Below are 21,523 nucleotides of genomic sequence, written 5' to 3'. Positions count from 1 at the left end.
GGTCAGTCGCTTTCGGAGAGGTTGACGGAGGAGCCGCCGCCATGGCTGTCGCCGCTACGCACGGCGTGGGCGGCGGCCTGAACGCCATGGGACATCTGCTGCGAGCGCTTCATGCGTTTCGCCCAGGCCGGCGGCCCGTCGCTGGTGGAAGACGCAGCTCCGGGAGATGCGGCCTCCGCGGTGGCGGTCGTCGCAGCACCGGATGCGCCGGTGGCGATCTCCGTCGCGGCCTGGCCACCGGCCTGATAGCTCTGCTTCAGGCTGTCGGCGGCACGACCGGCTGCGCGCTTCAGCGGTGAGACGGCCGCCTTCGCGCCGGTGCTGGCAACACTGCCAAGACCCGACGCGACGCCGGATGCGCCGGCCTGGCCGGCCGCGCCGAGGCTGTAGGCGGTGGAGGCGCCACCGGCGAGGGCTGCACCGCCACGCGCGGCGGCGGCAGCGCCGCCAGCAAGTGCAGCGCCGCCTGTCACGACGGCGCCGGCAGCGGCCGCGCCTGCTGCGACAACGCCGCCGGCGGCAAGACCAGTGCCAATGGCCGCGCCGGCGCCGAGCTGCGGGCCACCGGAGATGAGGCCGTTAGCGATGCCGGGACCGAAGATGCCGAGACCAAGCAGCGACAGCGCGGCAAGCACGATCGCCATGGCATCGTCGATCGATGGCGTTGCGCCGTTGAAGCCCGAGGTGAACTCGGAGAACAGCGTCGAGCCGATGCCGATGATGACGGCGAGCACCAGCACCTTGATGCCGGAGGAGATGACGTTGCCGAGCACGCGCTCGGCCATGAACGCCGATTTGCCGAACAGGCCGAAGGGAATGAGGACGAAGCCGGCGAGCGTGGTCAGCTTGAACTCGATCAGGGTGACGAAGAGCTGGATCGCCAGGATGAAGAACGCCAGCAGCACCAGCGCCCAGGCGAAAAACATGCAGGCGATCTGGATGAAGTTCTCGAAGAACGACCAGTAGCCCATCAGGCTGGAGATGGAGTCGAGCAGCGGCCGGCCGGCATCGAGACCAGTCTGCGCCACCTTGCCGGGGCGCATGAGATCGCTCACGGCAAAGCCCGTTCCCGAAGCCTTCAGGCCGAGGCCCGCGAAGCTCTCGAAGACGATGCGGGCGAGATTGTTCCAGTTGGAGATCAGGTAGGCGAAGACACCGACGAAGAGCGTCTTCTTGACCAGCCTCGCCATGATGTCGTCGTCGGCGCCCCATGACCAGAAAAGCGCGGCGAGCGTGACGTCGATGACGATCAAGGTGGTGGCGATGAAACCGACTTCGCCGCCGAGCAGCCCGAATCCTCCGTCGATGTAGCGAGTGAAGACCTCGAGGAAATGGTCGATGACACCGGTGCCGCCCATGTCAGCGAACCTCTGGCTGAGCGGGCTCGGCCTGCATCGCAGGCCCGGTCACGTCCGCTGGCGCACTGTCTTTGTGGATGGGAGCGGCCGACGCGGGCGCGCTTGGAAACAGCGTGGTCGGCGCAACCGGCGATGGTGATGAAACGGGGGCCGGCTGGCCGAGGAAGCGGCGCCGGTTCTCTGCCCATGCCTTCAGGCAATTGGGATCGCGCGTGCCGGCCTCGCCGATCTCGGAACAACGAAGCAATTCGGCGGCGAGAGGATCCGATGTTGTGACCGGACGGCCCTGCGTCGCGAGGACGTCCGTCGAAACGTCCTTGCGGTTCATCTCGATCGCGGTCGCCGTGATGGCGACCGCGACGAAGACGATGGCGCCGACGCGAGCGAGGGTCTTGCCGTCCATCGTGCCAGCCTCAGTTGCCGCTGTTCGGGAACATGCGGGCATTGCCGGGCTGGTAGCCCGAGCCCGGCGTCAGGAAACGCCGGCGCTGCTCGCGGCCCTGTTCGGCGGCGGCGGCCTGCTCGGCCGACTGCAAGGCCTGCGCCCGGCCGTTGGCCGCCACGACGGCGGTGAGATCCGCGAGTTGCTGCGCCTGGAGCGCAAGGAGTTGGTTGCCGGCCTGCGTCGCCTGCAGCGCGCCGGTCGCGCCCTGGCTCTGGCCGATCAGCGCCGACATCTGCGTGCGATTGGTGTCGATGTTGCCGACGACGCCCGCCTGCACCCGCATTGCGTCCTGCAGGCCGCCGACCGTGTTCTGCCAGCGCGAGCGGGCATCGGTGACGAGTTGCTGATCCGAAGCGGACAGCGAGACGTTCCCGTACTTCTGCTGGAACATCCGGTCGATCTGCTGGACGTCGTAGGCGATATTCTGCGCCTGGTTGAGAAGCTGCTGCGTGCGCTGGACGGACTGCTGAAGCTGTTGCAGCGACGAGAACGGCAGGCTCGCAAGGTTGCGTGCCTGGTTGATCAGCATTTGCGCTTCGTTCTGAAGCGAGGTGATCTGGTTGGTGATCTGCTGAAGCGATCGCGCCGCCGTGAGCACGTTCTGCGCATAGTTCGAGGGATCGAATACGATGATGGCGTGAGCGGGCGTCGCCAGCATGGGCGCGAGCGCGACGGGAGCGGTCAGCAGCGCGGCAGCAAAACGCGCTGCGCGGGAATTGCGCAGTTTCATTGGGACGTCTCCTTGTTGGTGAGCGTGGGGATGAGATCGGCGGCCCAACCGACCTCACGGTGATCGAGCCATGCGGCGAGGAAGCCGTCGCGGCCGTGTTCGGCGACGATGCGGGCAATGGCCGCCTGGTCGGTCTTCGATGACGCGGCGCACAGAGCGAGCGCGACATCGGACAGACCGAGCTCGAAGAGGCGGTTGCCGCGCCGCGACTGGCAGTAATAGTCGCGCTTGGGCATTGCCCGCGCGATGATCTCGATCTGGCGGTCGTTGAGGCCGAAGCGCCGATAGATCGCCGTGATCTGCGGCTCGATCGCGCGCTCGTTCGGCAGCAGAAGCCGGGTCTGGCAGCTTTCGATGATGGCAGGCGCGATGGCCGAGCCGTCGATGTCGCTGAGCGATTGCGTGGCGAAGATGACGCTGGCGTTCTTCTTGCGCAGCGTCTTCAGCCATTCGCGGAGCTGGCCGGCGAAACCGTCATCGTCCAGCGCCAGCCAGCCTTCGTCGATAATGAGAAGAGTCGGCGAACCGTCGAGCCGATCTTCGATCCGATGGAAGAGATAGGAGAGAACCGCCGGCGCCGCGCCGGTGCCGATCAGCCCCTCAGTCTCGAACGCTTGAACGAACGCCGAGCCAAGATACTCGCGTTCAGCGTCGAGCAGCCGGCCGTAGGGACCGCCGACGCAATAGGGCCTGAGCGCCTGTTTGAGATCGTTCGACTGGAGCAGCACGACCAGGCCGGTGATCGTGCGCTCCTCGACGGGCGCCGATGCCAGCGAGGTCAGCGCCGTCCAGATATGCTCCTTCACCTCGGGCGTGATCGCCACGCCCTCGCGGGTCAGGATCGATACGATCCAGTCGCCCGCCCAGGCGCGCTCGGGCACGTCGTGAACGCGGGCGAGCGGTTGAAGGCTGACGTTATCGGTCGCGCCGTCACTGAGATCGCCGCCGAGGTCATGCCAATCGCCGCCCATGCCGAGCGCCGCCGCGCGGATCGAGCCGCCGAAGTCGAAGGCGAAGACTTGGGCGCGAGCATAGCGTCGGAACTGCAGCGCCATCAGCGCCAGCAGGACCGACTTGCCCGCGCCGGTCGGGCCAACGATCAGCGTGTGGCCGACGTCGCCGACGTGAAGCGAAAGCCGGAACGGGGTGGAGCCTTCGGTCTTGCCGAAGAGCAGTGGGGGCGCTGCAAAATGCTCGTCCCGTTCCGGCCCCGCCCACACCGCCGACAGCGGGATCATGTGGGCGAGATTGAGCGTGGAGATCGGCGGCTGGCGGACGTTCGCATAGACGTGGCCGGGCAATGATCCGAGCCAGGCGTCCACCGCGTTGATCGTCTCGGCCATGGCAGTGAAGTCGCGGCCCTGAATGACCTTCTCGACGAGGCGCAGCTTCTCGTCGGCAGCGCGCGGATCCTCGTCCCACACCGTCACCGTCGCGGTGACGTAGGCCATCCCGGCATAGTCGGCGCCGAGTTCCTGGAGCGCCATGTCGGCATCGGCGGCCTTGTTCGCGGCGTCGGTGTCCACGAGGACGGACGCCTCGTTGGTCATTACCTCCTTGAGGATCGCGGCGATCGACTTGCGCTTGGCGAACCATTGCCGGCGGATCTTGGTCAGCAGCTTGGTCGCGTCGGTCTTGTCGAGCAGGATCGCCCGCGTCGACCAACGATACGGAAATGCGAGACGGTTCAGCTCGTCGAGCAGGCCAGGTGTCGTCGCCGTTGGAAAGCCTGTGACGGTGAGGATGCGCAGATGCGACGCGCCAAGGCGCGGCTCGAGCCCGCCGGTGAGCGGCTGGTCGGCGAGCAGCGCGTCGAGATAGATCGGCGTTTCGGGGACGCGGACACGGTGCCGTTTGGTCGAGACGCAGCCGTGGAGATAGGTGAGCGTCTCCGCGTCATCAAGCCAGCGGCATTCGGGCATGAAGGCTTCGACCAGGCGCAGGATGCGATCGGTGCGATCGGCGAACCCGGTCATCACCTCGTTGGGGTCGAGGCCCGACTTTTCCCGGCCTTCATAGAGCCAGGATTCCGCGCGCGCGGCGTCCTCGGCCGGCGGCAGATAGGTGAAGGTCAGGAAATAGCTCGACTCGAAATGTGCGCCAGCTTCCTCGAAATCCGCTTTGCGCTCGGCGTCGACCAGCGCCGAGGCGGGATCGGGAAAGCGGCTGTCGGGATAGAGGTTCGAAGCTTGCCGCTGCGCCTCGACGAAGATTGCCCAGCCTGATCCAAGGCGACGGAACGCATTGTTGAGGCGGCCGGCGATGGCGACTAGCTCAGCCTGTACGGCGCTGTCGAGATCGGGGCCGCGAAACCGCGCGGTGCGCTGAAAGCTGCCGTCCTTGTTGAGGACGATGCCGGAGCCCACCAGCGCGACCCAGGGGAGGAAGTCGGCCAGGCGGCTGTTGCGATTGCGATATTCGGCAAGGTTCATCATGGCCGCGCTCCCCTCAGACCGAAAGGTGTGCGGGGACGCGCAGATGGCGGCGCACAACGTCGACGAAGAGCGGATCGCGCTTGGCAGCCCACACCGCGGTGACGTGGCCGATCGCCCAGATCGCGATCCCCACCAGCCAGAGGCGAAGCCCTAGGCCGACCGCGCCAGCGAGCGTCCCGTTCATGATGGCGATAGCCCGTGGGGCGCCGCCGAGCAGGATCGGCTCGGTCAGTGCCCGGTGAACGGGGACGGTATAGCCTGGGACGTCGCCGCCCTGATCGACAGCGCCCGTCATCAGACCAGCGCCCCGCCGCCGAACGAGAAGAACGACAGGAAGAAGCTCGACGCGGCGAAGGCAATCGAGAGACCAAACACGATCTGGATCAACCTGCGGAAGCCGCCGGAGGTATCGCCGAAGGCCAGCGTCAGGCCGGTAACGATGATGATGATCACCGCCATGATTTTCGCCACGGGACCTTCAATCGACTGCAGGATCTGTTGGAGAGGCTGTTCCCACGGCATCGACGAACCGGAAGCGTGAGCGGGGGCTGCCATCACCGCCGACAGAGTGGCGATGGAAACGGTCAAGACGAGATGATGGCGCGCGCGCCGCAGGCGTTGGATCACAGGCTTTCTCCTTCAGGTGCTGGGACGAACAAGCTCGAGCTGCCGTCGCCATCCGTGGTGGCCGGCGCGATGCGGTAGTCGCCGTCGAGACCGAGGCCTTCGACGCGCGAGAGTTCGGAGAGTCGCCGCGCGGACCCGCGACCGGAGAGGACGGCAACGAGGTCGATCGTTTCCGCGATCAATGCGCGCGGGACCGTGACGACTGCCTCCTGAATGAGCTGCTCCATGCGGCGCAGTGCGCCGATCGCGCTGCCGGCGTGGATGGTGCCGACCCCGCCAGGATGGCCGGTGCCCCAGGCCTTGAGCAGTTCGAGCGCTTCGGCGCCGCGCACTTCGCCAACGGGTATGCGATCGGGCCGCAGACGCAGCGAAGAGCGAACGAGATCGGAAAGTGAGGCAACGCCATCTTTTGTTCGCATCGCCACGAGGTTCGGCGCGGCGCATTGCAGTTCGCGGGTGTCTTCGATGAGGACGACGCGATCGGCGGTCTTCGCAACTTCGGCGAGCAACGCGTTTGTCAGCGTCGTCTTGCCGGTGGATGTCCCGCCGGCGACGAGGATGTTGGCGCGTGAGGAGACACTCCGGCGGAGTATCTCGGCCTGCGTCGCTGACATGATGCCGGCCGCGACGTAGTCGTCGAGCGTGAACACCGCGACAGCGGGCTTACGGATCGCGAATGCGGGGGCAGCGACGACGGGTGGCAGCAGGCCTTCGAACCGCTCGCCGGTTTCAGGCAACTCTGCGGATACCCGAGGAGCACCAGCATGAACCTCGGCTCCGACATGGTGCGCAACCAAGCGAACGATACGTTCGCCGTCCGCTGGTGACAGCCGCTCACCGGTATCGGAAAGTCCTTCGGAGAGTCGGTCGATCCAGAGGCGCCCATCGGGATTGAGCATCACCTCGACGATGCTGGCGTCATCAAGATAGCGCGCGATTGCAGGACCGAGCGCAGTGCGCAGCATCCTTGCGCCGCGCGCGAGGCCTTCCGAATTGTGGTGTGATGCTGTCATAGTGCCCCGTTTCTATCGGGGCCGATACAGTCCTTCCCCAGACGGGGATGATTAAAGGGGCCAGATTTCGGGGCGATTCAACAAAGATTCATCGACGTAGTAGTGTAGCGTGCAAATACAGGAGAACGGCGGTGTCGGACGCACGATACGCCAATACGCTCGCGGAGCTTGACCGGCTCTGCGCAAGCGTCTGATCCTCGCACAATGACCGCTCAATGCATTTGTTGTGGAGGTGATGGACATCCTCGATCGCGGAGATCATCCGGGGGGTGAGATCCTTCTTAATCGGGATCATGCACGGCGTTAGGCTGAACGGGACGGTACGTACGATAGCATCTTTGCAGCCATGAACCCCAGCCGAGTAGAGTAGCCTATGTTTCTTAGATCGGTTTTGGCCGCCGCCGCATTTGCTGCGGCGGTACTCCCCGCGGAATCGGTGTTCGCCGAGGGCGCCCGAAAAGCCAATCAAGGGCAACAGCGCGAGATCGGCAGCAAGGTAATTGAGAAGGCCAACGCCCTCCTTGACAGTTTAACACCGGCGCGGCGCAATGAAGCCCTCGTCGATTATAGATCACGGTGACGGACCGATCGGCGCGGAAAGAGATTTGTAGGCTTCCTCACCATTCAGCGCTGATTCAAGGCTATTTGACGCGCGATCGAACGCGGAAGAAACATCAACGCGTTTCGGGTAGCTCTGCACGGCTGAGCTTTTTGCGCACGCGCGCATGAATCTGGTCGACCCAAGCCAATCCCAATCGCCTGATGCGACCTTTCGGACACCTTAAGAGGAGAAAGTGTTCGATGCGAGACACCACAAAAAGCAGAAGGCGGATCCGAAGTGGCGGAGGCCAATGCGATAGTTGATTACTCATTGTTTTGCGTCTCCTTTGAGAAAATCTGCCACGGCTTTTTTTTGTTCGATGAATCTCAGGCGCTGGCACGCTATCCTGGCGTGCGCTTCGGCGGCCAGATCAACATGTTTGGAAGTGTCGGATAAAGGCGCAGACGCTCAAACGCCGCGGCTAAAGCCATCTCTCGGCGTCGAGCCGTCCAGCGGATATAATTTGCGATGAGCGCATAGGCGACAACGGGCAGCCTTTCGCCGCGTTGGACAAGGATAGCGATGCAACGTTCTAGTCCGTCATGGAGAGCACGCGTTGCAAAATAATGAAACGTGAACGGATCGCTGCGCGCTTTGGCAAAAGCGATCAGCATAGCGGCGATCAATCCGCAAGCATCGATCTCGCATTGAGAATCGCCGAAACAGCTGTCGACAAAAGCGATAATCTGAAAGCCCTTGGTCTGCTCGACTGAGGTCAGCGAAAAAGAACTACAAGAAGTTGCATCGGAAAGCGCCTGGATGCGTTCGGGAAGAGTCTTGAATTGTTCAGACATGAGGCGCCCCCATCAGCTAGTTAGAACAAAAGAGTTTTGTCTATTCAGATTGTTTCCTTTTCGTTTTGGTTGGCAGGCGACGACGCGGGGTATAGCAACGTCCGCGAGGCTATTGCGGACATGTCGGTGCTCGCGCCCGTGCGTCAACGTCGTCACCCGCCTTCTTGCGTGCTACTTCGAGCCGGTATTGCTTGTAGCAGCGTCGTTGCTGGTTGGCGTTCCGCCGATCTGGGGGATGCTGACCTCGACGCCGGTCGCGGCGACGAAGACCTTGAAGCCGATCAGCGCGACAGCAATCAGAAGATAGCCGCGTAGCACGCCCATCCAGACCTTCGTCATCAACGTCATATGCAGGGCAGGCAGCCGATTAAGCGGCGGCATGCGCCAGTTCCGGCGCTCGAGCATCGTCATCTTGGCGAAGCGGTGATCTTGATCGTTGCCATATGCGGCAGCGGGCACGTCATAACTACGCTTGCGTGCTGCGAACGAAAAGACGAACCCGCAAAGCCCCAGCAAAGAGCCGCCAATCAGTATTTTCAGAATTGTGCTGTCAGCCACATCTGGGAAGACGGTCGCCACGGTGAGGATGATCGAGAGCAACACAAGGGACCAGATTATTGCTCCGGTGAATACATTGAGCTTAGGACCGTTGGACCAGGGGCCGACAACCGCCTTGTCGTTGCAAAGGAGGAGCAGGAAGACCGTGGCACTTGGTAGCAGCACGCCAGCGAGAGCCTGCACGGCACTGACAAAGAGGCCCAGCAGCGCATCACTTGCGAAGGCAACAAGGCCTGCGGCAATGAATATGAGAATCCCGTAAGCAACGTAGAATCCGATGGCATCCGTGACTTTGCGATGCAATGAGTGCCTCACCCTGAGGACGTCGGCGATCGCATAAGACGTCGAGAGCGAGACGGCTGCTGCGCCGATGAGGCAAGCATCCAAAAGAGCGATTGCAAAAATCGTCGCCGAATATGGACCCACATATTTGTCCAGCGCCGTAAGCACCGCACCTGTATCCGTGAAATTGCCGAATTCCGGCCGTCCGGCAAACAATGCGGCACAGAACGCCATCATGGCAACGGCGCCGATTACTACCAGGAGGATCCCGAGGCAAAGATCGACTTTCTCGTAGCCGTTGAAGGCGGGCGTGATCCGCTTATCGACAACATAGCTTTGTTGGAAAAAGAGCTGCCAAGGTGCGACGGTCGTGCCAACGATGCCAATGACAAGCAGCATGACTGCCGCCATGTCGGAGTGAGCGGGCCATTGCGGCACGAGCAGTCCATGGGCGATCTCACCGATTGGTGGATGGATGGCGAGGAGCACAGGTATTAGCAACAGACTGCCAAAGACCAAAACCATCGCGAAGCGTTCAAACCGCTTGAAACTTCCGGTGCTGACGGCGGCCACTATGAGCACCGCCGCGACAATCAGTCCCGGAACTCTTGGCAAACCAAAATATTGGAGTGCGAATACGATGCCGATGAACTCGGTTACAATGGTTAGTCCGTTGAGAAGAACTAGGTCTATAAGGCTGAAGGCACCCCAGAACTTTCCGAAACGTTCGAATATCAGTCGTGCATGGCCAACGCCCGTCACAGCACCTAGCCGTGACACCATCTCCTGATTCACGTAAATCACCGGGATCAAGAGCATCAACGTCCACAGCAGAGAGGTGCCGTAGTTCTGACCTGCCTGCGTATAGGTTCCAAAAGCGCCGGCATCATTGTCGCCGACCATGACAATCAGTCCCGGGCCGACGATTGCCATCAAGGTCGCCAGCCTAGCCCGCCAAGTCTTTCGTACACCGGTGTCGTGCTGCCGGATGGTGCCGAACGCGCCGTGGATGTCGCCAATATGCGCGCTATCCAGGACAGCGGGCGCGCTTGAGGCCAATTCGATTTGTTCAAGCGATGTCGCAGAGGTATCGGACATTTCAAACTCCGTTGAGTTTTGCTCGTTTTTGGGTGAATTCACTGGATCAGAGCGAAGCGGTTGTTGGCTGGCCCCGCTGCGGCGGATGCTTTGCGACTGGGCAAGCTCCAGCCGTGTTGGGCGGAATGGCGAGCACGGCGAGCCCGACGTTGATTGCCCGTTGGACGAGATCGGCGGTGTGGCGCCCCCCTGGGAAAGCCACGACAAAGTCGGGTCGGCTGTCTGTCAGCATGAAATCGCTGCGCAGCCCTTCGGCCTTCTTGCCGTAAAACTCCCAATTTGGCGGGTAACGCACCACAGCGATCCCATGGCGACGCGCCCACGCCTCAGCGATGATGCCGACGCCTGCAATGCTGCCGTGGACCACAACGCTGATTGGCTTTCGCCAATGCAGTGCAGTTAGTTCGTGATGCACCATCTCGGCGTCCTCGAAGTGACGTCCTCCACAGACTAGGAGGCGCATGGCCGTGTCCTTTCGGGCTGCTCTTCGGGACACGGTGCTGGTGCGCGCGAGTTGGCGGTGATGCAGGGCGCAGGTACGCGATTTCCTTCCGAGCTGTCGTTGACCGGGGCGGGATCAGTCGTTCCCCGACGCGGCTTAGGAAGCTTTTCGGCAATGCCCATGCTTTCCACGCGGCGCCGCATCTCGGCCCAGACTTCGCTGGGTTCAATATTGAGTGCGTGCCACAGAACGACCAAGTGATAGAGAAGATCGGCACTTTCGCTGACCGTCTTTTGGGTCCGCTTCCTCACCGCCTCGAGAGCGACCTCGGCAGCCTCCTCGACAACCTTCTGCGAGATCTTCCGCAATCCGGCATTCATCAGCTCTGCCGTGCGAGCATGCTCCGTCAATGTCACATCATTCAGCGCGTTGTAGAGCTGCTCTAAATCGTTGGCGAAGATAGTATTCGCGCAAGTCGTATTAGTGCCTGCGGGGCGCGCAGGCAGCAAAGCCACCACTGCATTCATTAGTTAATCCCTTCGTTTGAACTTTGCTGCCAACAGCAGCGCTACGCTGCGCACGGCATTGCCGTGTGTCGCTATGATCAATCGTCAGGATTCTTCAGAGTGGCGGATGTCTCCAATTGCCAGCCCCTAATCAGCCGGCCATCGGATTCCTGATGCCAATGGGCAAGAAGCTTTGGTCTCGCCAAGTTGCGAGCGCCCAATTTCAAGCCGGGAAACACCCCGGCGAATTGAATATCATCATGGGCGACCACCGGTGGCGCCCGACGTGTGTCGATGTTGAGATGAGCGGCCATGGCCACCTCCGTCTGTTCAAGCAGTTGCTCGAACCCGGGTGGCCTGGACGGACGGTGCTCAGCGTCGAAGTGCTGGCGCAGTTACGTCGGCAGAACCGACCCGAGCGATGATGCAACCCAGCGGAGCGTCGATAGCAGGTGACTGACGCCTACTATCTCCCTCCGAGGGGTCGTTGCTAGATCGCGGGTTCATATGATCCTCTGCTGTGCCAATCCGGATCCAATTCACGACGAACTGGACCACGACGCGAACAACCCTGCCGGTCTTCACTTCGCGCGACATTCATATATACTCTGGGGGGTATATTACAACTATACCCGGGTATAGCGGAGGGACGCGATGGCGCATGCGGTGGCTGAGAAGCAGAAGCTGCTGAATAGGGTCCGACGCCTTCGAGGTCAGGTCGATGCGATTGAACGGGCCCTCATCGCGGATGAGAGTTGCGGCGACGTGATGCGGATAGTCACGGCCACGCGCGGTGCGATCAACGGAATCATGGCCGAAGTCGTCAATGGGCACATTCAAGCGCATATGGTCGATGCGAACCGCACGCCCACAGAAGCTGAACGTAATGCCGCGCTCGAATTAGTCGACGTTTTGCACACCTACATCAAGTGAACTGCGATGGCTCCACAAAAAACACCAGTCAATCAGCCTGCCCACGTCGATCCTATAGATCACGAGGCAAACTTGACGCATCGATACCCGCTCGGCACCCGTTCAAGGGAACTACTGACGTTCATCGATGGGCTATGGCGCCTCGTTAGGTCTGGAACGCTTCCCTTGCTGATCGGCATCCTCACTATCGGCATCTTCATCATCGACACCATAACCCCTTACGAGATATCCGCTGCGACGTTTTATGTGATTGTCGTTCTATTGTCGGCTCGCTTCAGCCACACGCGGGGCATGGGCACGGTCTCTGGAATATGCATCGCGTTGACGATCGCGAGCTACATCCTGACGCCGAGTGGAAGCTTCGGAACCGGAGTCGTCAACACCTCGATCAGCCTGCTGGCGATCGCGGCAACGACCTATCTCGCTGTCAAGATGGAGACCGCTCGTGTGGCGGCCGAACAGGCGCAGACCCGCCTTGCGCACGTCGCTCGGATCACGACTCTCGGCGAGATCGCTGCCTCAATCGCCCATGAGGTCAATCAGCCGCTCGCCGCAATCGTGACCAACGCCAATGCATGTACACGCTGGATTCACGGAGATCCCGCGAACCTAGAAAAAGCCGCGTCTTCGATAGATAGCATCGTCAGCGACGCAAACCGAGCAAGTGAAATCATCAAGCGCGTCCAAGCGCTGTCTATGCGTGCAGAACCAAAGAGGTCCTGGATTGAGATCAACGTCGTAATCAGAGAGGTGCTGGGGCTTTTGCAAAGCCGTTTCCGAGAAAGCCGAGTTTCCGTTTATACGAACCTGTCGAGTGATCTGCCCATGATCTTCGGTGATCGTATTCAACTTCAACAGGTTGCACTCAACCTTCTCGTGAACGCGATAGATGCGATGGGTACGCTGCAGAGCAGTGTTCGTGAGATTCGAATAAACTCCGCTAAATCAAGCGCGTCCGGCGTGATGATCACGATAGAAGACACGGGAGGCGGTATCGATCCTGGCTTCGTAAGGCATCTTTTCGATGCCTTTCACTCCACCAAGAGCGATGGCATGGGAATTGGACTTTCAATATGCCGATCAATTATTGAATCTCACGGCGGTAATATTTGGGCTGAGCCGACCAATCCGCGCGGCGCTACCTTTTGTTTTACTCTGCCTGGCGACAGGGAGAAAATACTATGAGACAGTCGAAACAGCCCGTCGTTGTGGGCGGCACGGTAGCCGTCGTCGACGATGATCTTTCCGTGCGTGAAGCGCTCAGAAATCTCCTGAGTTCTGTCGGACTTGATATTCACACCTTTGCGTCTACGCACGAGTTTTTGGCGTGGTCGATTCCTGATACGCCGATTTGCTTGGTATTGGACGTTAGAATGCCGGGTCAGAACGGCTTGGATTTCCAACAAGAGCTTTTCAGAACGCGTGTGGAGATCCCGGTCGTGTTCATTACGGCGCACGGGGATATCCCGATGTCGGTCCGGGCTATGAAGTTTGGCGCGATCGAATTTCTGACCAAGCCGTTTAGGGACCAAGACCTACTTGATGCGATCTATCTCGGTCTCCAGACTTCGCAAATCCGACGAAACGAGAAGACAATGACAGCTGATCTTCGCGCGCGGTACGATTCGCTTTCTGTTCGCGAGCGCCAAGTTATGGACATGATACTTGATGGAAAACTCACAAAGCAAATTGCTGCGAAGTTTGCACTCAGCGAAATCACGGTGAAGGTGTGTCGGGCGCAGATCATGCGGAAGATGGAGGCGGCATCCTTGCTTGAACTCGGGCGGATGTCCGAGAGATTGGAAAGAATAAGGGATTGAGAGGCAGTCGATTATTGCTGACTTCAATGCGGCCTTGGAGAGCAGCTTGGGCTCACGCAGGAGCGTGCGCGATCTGACGAGCTATTCTGCCTCGCCATCAACGTCCTCAGAAATCTCCTGATGAAGCTTCGGGCCCTTCGCGAGACGGCGGCCGAGAGCTGTGACAAACTGATCATAGCGTTCGCCAGCTTTGGCGCGCGCGGCCTGCGCAGCAGGTTCTGGCAAACTCGGTGTGGTGGTCACCCAGAAGCGCACGAAGACTGCGAGCATCTCGACCGATATTCCGATATCGCGCTCCATCCGCGACATGCGTCGGTCGAGCTGGTCGAGGCGTTTCGTGATGACGGCCTCCTGGCGTTCGGCGGCATCGGGTGAGAGGAATGACTCGATCGCCGCCTCCGCGACCAACGATCGCGAATGGTCGCGGCGCGCGGCGTGATCTGCGAGCCGGTTCATGACAGAGGGGTCGAGATAGACGGAGAGGCGTTGCTTGCGGGGTGGTTTCGTCACGGGCGTCTCACAGCTCCATGCCGTCACCGGGGTCGAGCGAGACCTGGCGCGCGACGCCCTGCATGAGCCGGTTCATACGGCTGGTGCGCACGGCATCGTCGTCAGACTCGTCCCGATCGGTATCGATCTCGAACGGGTTGTCGATTGGCACTTTCTTCTCGACGGGGTTCACCCGATTGAGTTCCGGTTGCTGGCGGCGTTCCGACTCGGTTGGATCTTCATCGGCGGGCTGCGCTAGCAAGGTGGCCTCGGCAATCTGTGGTCGGGCTGGCAACTGGTGCGTGGTCCAATCGTCGGGCTGTCCTTGCTGCGACGTTGTGAGCGCGGGCGGCGGCAGCAGGCGTTCCTTGAACCGAGCATCCTCGTAATAGCGCGCCTTCTTCGCACGAATCGGCGGCGTGCCCGCCGCCATGACGATCTCGTCGGTGGGAGGGAGCTGCATGATTTCGCCAGGTGTGAGCAGTGGCCGAGCTGTTTCCGAGCGCGAAACCATCAGATGGCCAAGCCAGGGGGACAGCCGGTGGCCGGCATAGTTCTTCATGGCCTTCATCTCGGTGGCGGTGCCGAGGGCGTCCGAAACGCGCTTGGCGGTACGCTCGTCGTTGGTCGCGAAGCTGACGCGCACATGGCAATTGTCGAGGATCGAATTGTTCGCCCCGTAGGCCTTTTCGATCTGGTTTAGGGATTGCGCGATCAGGAAGCTCTTCAGACCGTAGCCGGCCATGAAGGCCAGTGCTGACTCAAAGAAGTCGAGCCTCCCCAGCGCCGGAAACTCGTCCAACATCAGCAGGAGACGATGGCGTTCGCCCTTTGCTTGCAGATCCTCGGTCAGGCGTCGGCCGATTTGATTGAGGATCAGTCGGATAAGCGGTTTGGTGCGGTTGATGTCGGATGGTGGCACGACGAGATAGAGTGTTGCCGGGTATTTTCCGCCCACGATATCGGAGATCCGCCAGTCACAGCGCCGCGTCACTTCGGCGACGACGGGATCGCGATAGAGTCCCAGGAACGACATGGCGGTAGAGAGCACGCCTGAGCGTTCGTTGTCGGATTTGTTGAGGAGCTCGCGTGCGGCGCTGGCGATCACGGGATGCGGTCCGGCGTCGCCGAGATGCGCCGTCTTCATCATCGCATCGAGGGTGGATTCAATTGGTCGCTTCGGATCAGAGAGGAACGCCGCGACGCCGGCCAGAGTCTTGTCCTTTTCCGCATAGAGGACGTGGAGGATCGCGCCGACTAGCAGCGCATGGCTCGTCTTTTCCCAATGGTTCCGCTTGTCCAACGACCCTTCTGGGTCGACCAGGATGTCGGCGATGTTCTGGACGTCGCGAACCTCCCATTCGCCGCGGCGCACCTCGAGCAGAGGATTGTAGGCAGCGGATTTTGTGTTGGTCGGGTCAAAGAGCAGCACGCGGCCGTGCCTGGCGCGGAAGCCGGCGGTGAGCTGCCAGTTCTCGCCCTTGATGTCGTGAACAATCGCCGAGCCCGGCCAGGTCAACAGCGAGGGCACAACGAGGCCAACACCCTTGCCGCTTCGGGTGGGCGCGAAGCACAGAACATGTTCAGGCCCATCATGGCGCAGATAAGCGTGCTCGTAGCGTCCCAGCACGACACCATCGGGACCGAGAAGGCCGGCCGTCTCCACCTCCTTCTTCTCGGCCCAACGCGCCGAGCCATAGGTCTCGACCTTCTTGGCCTCGCGTGCACGCCAGACCGACATGCCGATGGCGACGGCGATCGAGATGAAGCCACCGGACGCCGCGATGAAAGCGCCTTCGACGAAGATCGCGGGTGCGTAGGCGTCGAAGCCGTACCACCACCAGAAGAAGGAGGGTGGCAGATAGAAAGGAAAGCCGAACAGCGTGAACCACGGCGCGCCCAACTCCGGCTGGAACGCCAATCGCCAAGCCACCCATTCCGTTGCGCCCCAAGTGGTGGCGAGGACGATCAGGAAAACGGTGAGGATCTGGCCCCATAGGATCTTCGTGGCGGACATTGGAACGGTCCTTTCGGAGAGAGGTTAGAGGCCGAGCCCTCGTTTGCGGCCAAAGCTCCAGTCGATGCCGCCATCATCGCGGGCGACGCCGGAAACATGCTTGCCGAGGTGCTTTTCCAGAGAGGGTGACCAGGGCACGAGTTGGAAGCCGAGGCCGTCGTCCAGCATGGCAAAGCGGCCGGAGGCGAGTGCCAAACGCTGGCGGTAGGTGCCGGCAACATACTCGCCGCTTCCCGCGCGATTGAACGGCTGGCCTGTTTCGGCGGAGAGTTTTTCGCCGGCCGCTTCCAGCTCGCGACGGCGCAGCGTGTCGATCAGCCCGCGATTGAAGGTGACACGCTGGCCGTGTCGCTCGCCGAAGCCCTGTCCGACCAGATGATCCGCGCGTCGATCCAGCGCCTGCCGTACCTCGGCGCCGAAGCCGGCCTCGGACAGGGCGGCAGGTTCGCGCGCGATGTTCTGCCGATCGAGCCAAGTCGCGCCGGTTGCCGTGACCTGACGATCGATATCGAGATCGGAGCGGACGGCGATTGCGACCCGGCGCTGTCCCTGTGCATCATCGAACGCACGCAACTCGACGATCGAACCCGCCGCGCTGTCACCGGCGGCTTCGAGATCGGGCAGCTTGATGTGATGGGTGCGGCCGTCGACGCCGTCGACCACGGCGTAGGCGGAGCCCTTCAGCTCGTCATCAAGACCGCGATCGACCAATCGGCCGATCACGGGCGCATCGAGGCTTTCGGCCGCGAGCACATAGCCCGCCGAGCCGCGTTCGATGCCGCGATCCGTCAAAGCCCGGTGCATGCGTTTGATGATGTCGCCGCGCTCGCCGAGTTCACGCAGAGTCGCCTCGGCCTTCGTGTCGATCGCCCATTGACCGGGGCCGACCTGCTCGGCGAGGCCGAGTGTTTCCAGCTTGCGGAGCCGTCCGACCTTCAGCGCATGAAATTCGTCGAGCCGGACGTTCGGATCGATCGCCGTCTCGATGACGCCCGTGGCATGGCCATCGCGGATAAGCTGGCGGTCAAGCTGCGTGAAGCGCTCGGCATCGACCTGGCGTTTCAGGCTGCGCTGGATGTCGAGGTCGGTGCGCGGCCCTAATTCCTGCGTGATGAGGTCACGCGCGCGGTCGCGCATTCCTTCCTTGATGTAGTCGCGTGAGATGACGAGGTCCTGCCCGTCGTCACGGACCCCGCGCACGATCAGGTGGACATGGGGATGCTCGGTGTTCCAGTGGTCGACCGCCACCCAATCGAGGCGGGTGTCGAGATCCTTTTCCATCTGCGTGACGAGATCGCGGGTGAAGGACCGCAGGTCGGCCATGTCGGGCGCATCGTCGGGCGAGACGATGAACCGGAAATGGTGGCGGTCGTCCTGGCACCGTTCCGCAAAGGCCTTCGGATCGGCGTCGTCGCCCCCGGGACCGAAGAGATGGGCCTTCTCCCCATCGCGGGTCACGCCTTCGCGGCGCAGATAATTGAGGTGGGTCGCGAGCGGCGCCGAGCGCGATGTCTGGCGCACGACGCGCGCCTTGATGACAGCGCCGCGCGTTCGCGCGGTGAGCAGCCGGTTCGCCTGGATGCTCGCACGCTGGCCCCGCCCGAAGCGCGAGCGGTTGCCGGACACGATCCGGCCGGAGCGTGAGACGCCGGCCCCGGCCTTCTTCGCCGCGGCGAGAGCCTGCGCGATGAAGGGACGAGCCTGCTGCGCACGGGTCGAGCGGATGCGGCCCGGCCGGATGCGGAAATCACTGTCGCCGGTCATGGCTGATGCCTCGCACATCGCGCCAAGCACAGGAAATCGCAGGAAAATCGGCGTAGTCGTGAGGTGCGGGGAAATCCCGCACATCGCGAAATCGCCTCATAACCTATTGAAAAACCACAACCGACCCAAGCCGCACCTCGCGGCCTTTTATCCTGCCATCGTCCGGTCGTGTTGCCTGCCTCTACCCTCAACGCACACCATGACGCGCTTGAGCACGCTATCGTGCGATCAGGAACCGGGCTGCTCATGGCGCATTCCTTTGGCCCGAACGCGGGACAAACAGCCCGCCCGACTGCGGCTCGATGGCGGAAACATCGCGCACGGACGATGTCGTCATCGCGGCATCGGAAGCGCGCTCGGCCGGTACGGGAACGGGTATCGATATGCGCTCAGCTTGCGCGATGAACAGCGGCGCGCGTGTCCAGGCGAGTGCATCGGCCGCGGCGGCCACGATCGGCCAAGTCGCATCGCCGCTGGTCACCGACGGCGCGACGATGGCGACATAGGCGCGCGTTTCCGCGGGCAGCGCCCGGCCCTTCAGCGAGTCCTCGTAACGACCAGGACCGGCATTGTAGGCCGCGATCCAGCCGGGCGATCCGTAGCGATCGAACAGCTCGCGGATGTAGCCGGCGCCGGCGATGATGTTGTCATGCGGATCATAAGGATCAGCGCCGAGACGGTGGCGAAGGCGCAAGCCTGCCCAAGTGGGCGGCATGATCTGCATCAGGCCCATCGCGCCCTTCGGCGAAAGGGCGCGTGGATCGCCTGCACTTTCGGCACGCATCACCGCCCTGATCCATGCGATCGGAACGCCGAAGCGCCGCGAAGCCTCGGCGATATGATCGCCATAGGGATCGCGTGGCGACGGTCGATCGGCGCCCAAGTCCTGCGCCATCGTGATCGCCGGCATGATGCTCGCGAGGCTAAGGCCGGAAAGGAGGAGGAGAGCCATGCGCCGGGCAGCGCAGCGCGGCCCGGACGCAATCGAACGGCTCCTCGGTTGACGAGAGCCAAGCATCGCTCAGTCCTTCTCGCCGCGATCGCGCGGACGCGACCAATGCAGCGACCAGGCCGAGCCGCCATCGTCGTCGCGGAACATGTTGGCGCGGATCGGGTGCGGGAATGTCGGATCGTCGATCAGCAGCGCGACGTATTCGCCGGCCTTCTCTCCGGAGCGTTTCCATCCGGCGCCGATCTCCGCGCCCGGCTCATTGTTCATGCCGTCGAAGACATGCACGCGATACTGCGGTGCGTTCTCAACCTCGGTCGGTTCGGCTGCGATGATTATGACGTCCTGGTTCAAAACCAGCGTCGTCAGATGCCCGACGAAGCCGGTCTCGTCGCGCGTGAATTCGCCAATCTGGGGCATGTCAGTCTCCTTCGCGGTGGGGATTGGGACAGCCATCGGCGAGCACCGCTCCCGCCGAATGGGAAGGCGGTCAGCGTGTCGGCGCACGCCATTCGAAGCGGCCGGTGCCGTCTTCATCGGTCCACAGTGGGACGGCACGGCCGATGATCTGGTCGGTCGAGATCAGGCCGAAGTAGCGGCCGTCGAGGCTGTCGCGGACCTGCCAGTTCATGAGGAAGACTTCGCCAGTCTGGACCCGGCGGCAGCCTTGCCAGACGGGAAGATCGCGGCCTGCGCGATCGCGCTCCAGTGCCGCACCGACCTCCACACCATCGACGGTGATAGTGAGGTTCGAACGGCAAACGGTCTGCCCGGAGACGGCGAGGATGCGCTTCATCAGCGGCACGCCCTTGGGCAGGTAGCCGCGCTCGGCGAGGAATGTCGCGAGCGGCTCGGGCGCATCGACCGCAACGAGATCGGTAACGTCGAGCGGCCCGTCGAAGTCGATCGAATAGAACCCGATGGGCGCGCTCGCCGATGCGTTCCAGATCAGCTTGATGGGCATCGGCGTGAGGCCGGGATAGCCGACGCTGAGCGCGGCGAGCGTCGTCGCCAGGAGAAGTCCGGCGCGGCTCACGACTCGGCCTTTCGGCGCAGCAGGAATGCGCGATGATGGTCGAGCGTGTAGGTGCGCGGCTCGTGTCCAGCAGCGAGCCGGTTGTGGACGTGACGCCAATGATCGGGCGAAACCGCTTCGGGATCGATGCCGATGCGCTCGATGGCGTCGATCGCCTGCAGCACGCGCTCGACCCTGGGCCAGCTCTCGACCTTCAGCAGGATTTCGCCGCCAGGACGAACGAAAGGCAGCGTCTGGTACGTCTCGCCGCGCGCAACCGAGCGCACGACGTCGATGCGCGAGATGATCGTTCCGAAGTCATTCGAGGCCCAGCGCACGAAGGCGAAGACCGCGCCGGGGCGAAAAGACAGGACACGCCGACGGCGATCGAGAATCTGTTCGTGGGCGTGCGTGCCGAAGCGGATCCAGTTCTCGATCTTCTTCTCAACCCAGGTCAGTTCGACATGGGTGAGATTGTCTTGGTGGCGTGCGGTCGGCGTCGGGCCGCCGCGCGCGCGGGGGGCCGCGGCGCCGGTCATGAGGGGTCTCCTTCGATGTGTGGGAATTCGCGCGCGAGCATCTCGCGCAGCATGTCGGCAACGGTAACGCCGCGCCGGAAGGCAGCGATCTTGATCCGTCCACGTAAGGCGGGCGTGACGTCGATCGTCATGCGGGCGGTGAAGGCTTCATCGTCCGGCGCGCGCGGCGCGGTGGCATCTGCGGCCTTGATCCAGGCCTCTTGATTGGTCGGACGTGCCGCAAAGCCGCGCCGTTCGGATCGCTCGCTCATGGTGAGATCCTTTCGAGCTCGGTGACGAGCGCCGCGATCTCGCGCGCGGCGGGTCCGTCGTCGTCGATCTCGAAAGCGAGCCGGCCCGATTGCGCGGCGTCGGCGTAGATGACGCGCTGTCCGATCGCCGTGCGCAGCACTGGCGGATCGTGGTCGGCGAGCGTCTCGGCCGTCTCGCGGGCGATCACGGTGCGCGCGCCGCAGCGATTGAGGACGAAGCGAGCGCGAAGCTCCGGCCGATAGATGCGCGCCTCCGACAGGAGCGCCAGCATCTCGGCCGAGGCCCAACCATCGAGCGGCGACGGCTGCACGGGGATCAGCACGAGGTCGGCGGCGAGCAGCGCGGATCGCATCAGCCCGGCGACGCGCGGCGGCCCGTCGATCACCACATGATCGACATCGCGCGCCAGCTCGGGCGCCTCACGGTGGAGCGTGTCGCGCGCCAGGCCGACGACGCCGAACAGGCGCGGCGCGTGCTCGCGGGCGCGTTGCTGCGACCAGTCGAGCGCCGAACCCTGGGGGTCCGCATCGACGAGCGTGACCCGCTTTCCCCTACCGGCCCATTCGCCGGCTAGGTGCAGCGCCAGCGTCGTCTTGCCGACGCCGCCCTTCTGGTTGAGGAAGGCCACGATCATCGGCGGCCTCCCGGGCGTGGACCGAAGGGAAGCTGCGGAGGGCCGGAGGTCCCGTTTCTCGCCGCGCCAGCGTTGGTAAGAGCGGCGCTGCTGGTGCGCCGCTTGCCAGCGGCGCTTAGCGCGTTCGCGGCCTGCCGGACGAGGTTGTCGGTGTGCCGTGTTCGGTGAATCGGCGCGGATGGAAAACTGAGTCGATGCAAGGATTTGAGTCCATGTGTTTGG

25 protein-coding genes are annotated in these 21,523 nt (G+C 62.7%); 4 read left to right on the top strand and 21 right to left on the bottom strand.

The genetic code is table 11. The annotated features are described in order from the left end of the window. Nucleotides 1–2 precede the first annotated feature (2 nt). Genes trbL through trbB form a run of 7 tightly spaced genes read right to left on the bottom strand, consistent with a single transcriptional unit; the run spans nucleotide 3 to nucleotide 6,608 of the window. Complete coding sequence (trbL, locus tag JQ621_RS23725) at nucleotides 3–1,358, bottom strand: P-type conjugative transfer protein TrbL (RefSeq protein ID WP_006022581.1); 1,356 nt, start codon at nucleotides 1,356–1,358, stop codon at nucleotides 3–5. A gap of 1 nt (nucleotide 1,359) precedes the next feature. Next, nucleotides 1,360–1,761 carry a putative entry exclusion protein TrbK-alt gene (gene trbK-alt, locus JQ621_RS23720; protein ID WP_006022582.1) on the bottom strand — a complete coding sequence of 134 codons (402 nt, stop codon included), beginning with the start codon at nucleotides 1,759–1,761 and terminating at the stop codon, nucleotides 1,360–1,362. A gap of 10 nt (nucleotides 1,762–1,771) precedes the next feature. Further along, a complete protein-coding gene (gene trbJ / locus JQ621_RS23715) occupies nucleotides 1,772–2,533 on the bottom strand; it encodes a P-type conjugative transfer protein TrbJ (protein WP_006022583.1) in 762 nt (253 codons plus the stop codon). Then, nucleotides 2,530–4,968, bottom strand: a complete 2,439-nt coding sequence (trbE, locus tag JQ621_RS23710) for a conjugal transfer protein TrbE (protein WP_006022584.1) — start codon at nucleotides 4,966–4,968, stop codon at nucleotides 2,530–2,532. The genes trbJ and trbE overlap by 4 nt, the downstream gene beginning before the upstream one ends. Nucleotides 4,969–4,981: 13 nt before the next feature. Beyond that, complete coding sequence (locus JQ621_RS23705) at nucleotides 4,982–5,263, bottom strand: VirB3 family type IV secretion system protein (RefSeq protein ID WP_006022585.1); 282 nt, start codon at nucleotides 5,261–5,263, stop codon at nucleotides 4,982–4,984. Beyond that, nucleotides 5,263–5,595: a TrbC/VirB2 family type IV secretion system protein gene (locus JQ621_RS23700; protein WP_006022586.1), complete on the bottom strand. Its 333-nt coding sequence runs from the start codon at nucleotides 5,593–5,595 to the stop codon at nucleotides 5,263–5,265. The genes JQ621_RS23705 and JQ621_RS23700 overlap by 1 nt, the downstream gene beginning before the upstream one ends. Beyond that, nucleotides 5,592–6,608 carry a P-type conjugative transfer ATPase TrbB gene (gene trbB / locus JQ621_RS23695; protein ID WP_024343194.1) on the bottom strand — a complete coding sequence of 339 codons (1,017 nt, stop codon included), beginning with the start codon at nucleotides 6,606–6,608 and terminating at the stop codon, nucleotides 5,592–5,594. The genes JQ621_RS23700 and trbB overlap by 4 nt, the downstream gene beginning before the upstream one ends. 373 nt (nucleotides 6,609–6,981) lie before the next feature. Between trbB and JQ621_RS23690 the strand changes: the two genes are divergently transcribed. After that, on the top strand, nucleotides 6,982–7,188 hold the full coding sequence (locus tag JQ621_RS23690; RefSeq protein ID WP_006022588.1) for a hypothetical protein: 207 nt from the start codon (nucleotides 6,982–6,984) through the stop codon (nucleotides 7,186–7,188). 362 nt (nucleotides 7,189–7,550) lie between these two features. On the opposite strand, the gene JQ621_RS23685 is transcribed toward JQ621_RS23690, so the two are convergent. The 5 genes from JQ621_RS23685 to JQ621_RS23665 all read right to left on the bottom strand — a co-directional run bounded on the left by JQ621_RS23685 (nucleotide 7,551) and on the right by JQ621_RS23665 (nucleotide 11,203). Continuing rightward, nucleotides 7,551–8,003 (bottom strand): hypothetical protein, encoded by a 453-nt coding sequence (locus JQ621_RS23685; RefSeq protein ID WP_006022590.1) that lies wholly within the window; start codon nucleotides 8,001–8,003, stop codon nucleotides 7,551–7,553. A 171-nt stretch (nucleotides 8,004–8,174) separates the two neighbouring features. Beyond that, a complete protein-coding gene (locus JQ621_RS23680; RefSeq protein WP_006022591.1) occupies nucleotides 8,175–9,941 on the bottom strand; it encodes an NRAMP family divalent metal transporter in 1,767 nt (588 codons plus the stop codon). 46 nt (nucleotides 9,942–9,987) lie between these two features. Continuing rightward, nucleotides 9,988–10,359: an SLOG family protein gene (locus JQ621_RS23675; protein WP_242443339.1), complete on the bottom strand. Its 372-nt coding sequence runs from the start codon at nucleotides 10,357–10,359 to the stop codon at nucleotides 9,988–9,990. A gap of 32 nt (nucleotides 10,360–10,391) precedes the next feature. Continuing rightward, nucleotides 10,392–10,910, bottom strand: coding sequence for a phosphoribosyl-ATP diphosphatase (gene hisE, locus JQ621_RS23670; protein WP_006022593.1), 519 nt, complete (start codon nucleotides 10,908–10,910; stop codon nucleotides 10,392–10,394). 77 nt (nucleotides 10,911–10,987) lie between these two features. Further along, entirely contained in the window at nucleotides 10,988–11,203 is a 216-nt protein-coding gene (locus tag JQ621_RS23665; RefSeq protein ID WP_006022594.1) for a hypothetical protein, read from the bottom strand. A gap of 340 nt (nucleotides 11,204–11,543) precedes the next feature. On the opposite strand from JQ621_RS23665, the gene JQ621_RS23660 reads away from it, so the two are divergent. The 3 genes from JQ621_RS23660 (at nucleotide 11,544) to JQ621_RS23650 (ending at nucleotide 13,642) form a co-directional block, all read left to right on the top strand. Next, entirely contained in the window at nucleotides 11,544–11,822 is a 279-nt protein-coding gene (locus tag JQ621_RS23660) for a metal/formaldehyde-sensitive transcriptional repressor (protein ID WP_006022595.1), read from the top strand. A gap of 165 nt (nucleotides 11,823–11,987) precedes the next feature. Then, on the top strand, nucleotides 11,988–13,007 hold the full coding sequence (locus tag JQ621_RS23655; RefSeq protein ID WP_197057830.1) for a sensor histidine kinase: 1,020 nt from the start codon (nucleotides 11,988–11,990) through the stop codon (nucleotides 13,005–13,007). Next, a complete protein-coding gene (locus tag JQ621_RS23650; RefSeq protein ID WP_006022597.1) occupies nucleotides 13,004–13,642 on the top strand; it encodes a response regulator transcription factor in 639 nt (212 codons plus the stop codon). Before JQ621_RS23655 ends, JQ621_RS23650 begins: the two co-directional genes overlap by 4 nt. 81 nt (nucleotides 13,643–13,723) lie before the next feature. Here JQ621_RS23650 and JQ621_RS23645 read toward each other — a convergent pair whose 3' ends face one another. From JQ621_RS23645 to parA, 9 genes are all read right to left on the bottom strand, one after another. Further along, on the bottom strand, nucleotides 13,724–14,152 hold the full coding sequence (locus JQ621_RS23645) for a hypothetical protein (RefSeq protein WP_006022598.1): 429 nt from the start codon (nucleotides 14,150–14,152) through the stop codon (nucleotides 13,724–13,726). Nucleotides 14,153–14,159: 7 nt separating this feature from the next. Then, nucleotides 14,160–16,148: a conjugal transfer protein TraG gene (locus tag JQ621_RS23640; RefSeq protein ID WP_006022599.1), complete on the bottom strand. Its 1,989-nt coding sequence runs from the start codon at nucleotides 16,146–16,148 to the stop codon at nucleotides 14,160–14,162. A 24-nt stretch (nucleotides 16,149–16,172) separates the two neighbouring features. Next, the gene (locus JQ621_RS23635; RefSeq protein ID WP_033965849.1) at nucleotides 16,173–17,912 is read right to left on the bottom strand and encodes a relaxase/mobilization nuclease domain-containing protein; all 1,740 of its coding nucleotides are present in this window, start codon (nucleotides 17,910–17,912) and stop codon (nucleotides 16,173–16,175) included. Between the two features lie 244 nt (nucleotides 17,913–18,156). Continuing rightward, a complete protein-coding gene (locus JQ621_RS23630; protein ID WP_006022601.1) occupies nucleotides 18,157–18,930 on the bottom strand; it encodes a lytic transglycosylase domain-containing protein in 774 nt (257 codons plus the stop codon). Between the two features lie 3 nt (nucleotides 18,931–18,933). Next, nucleotides 18,934–19,281 (bottom strand): DUF736 domain-containing protein, encoded by a 348-nt coding sequence (locus JQ621_RS23625; RefSeq protein WP_006022602.1) that lies wholly within the window; start codon nucleotides 19,279–19,281, stop codon nucleotides 18,934–18,936. A gap of 70 nt (nucleotides 19,282–19,351) precedes the next feature. Continuing rightward, the gene (locus JQ621_RS23620; protein WP_006022603.1) at nucleotides 19,352–19,897 is read right to left on the bottom strand and encodes a S26 family signal peptidase; all 546 of its coding nucleotides are present in this window, start codon (nucleotides 19,895–19,897) and stop codon (nucleotides 19,352–19,354) included. Then, nucleotides 19,894–20,415, bottom strand: a complete 522-nt coding sequence (locus tag JQ621_RS23615; protein WP_006022604.1) for a DUF2840 domain-containing protein — start codon at nucleotides 20,413–20,415, stop codon at nucleotides 19,894–19,896. Before JQ621_RS23615 ends, JQ621_RS23620 begins: the two co-directional genes overlap by 4 nt. Then, nucleotides 20,412–20,666: a hypothetical protein gene (locus tag JQ621_RS23610; RefSeq protein ID WP_006022605.1), complete on the bottom strand. Its 255-nt coding sequence runs from the start codon at nucleotides 20,664–20,666 to the stop codon at nucleotides 20,412–20,414. The genes JQ621_RS23615 and JQ621_RS23610 overlap by 4 nt, the downstream gene beginning before the upstream one ends. After that, nucleotides 20,663–21,301: a ParA family partition ATPase gene (gene parA / locus JQ621_RS23605; protein WP_006022606.1), complete on the bottom strand. Its 639-nt coding sequence runs from the start codon at nucleotides 21,299–21,301 to the stop codon at nucleotides 20,663–20,665. The genes JQ621_RS23610 and parA overlap by 4 nt, the downstream gene beginning before the upstream one ends. Nucleotides 21,302–21,523: the final 222 nt, after the last annotated feature.

It is taken from the genome of Bradyrhizobium manausense (assembly GCF_018129685.1).
Taxonomy (GTDB): Bacteria; Pseudomonadota; Alphaproteobacteria; order Rhizobiales; family Xanthobacteraceae; genus Bradyrhizobium; species Bradyrhizobium manausense_D.
This window is presented reverse-complemented; position numbering and strand designations above follow the sequence as displayed.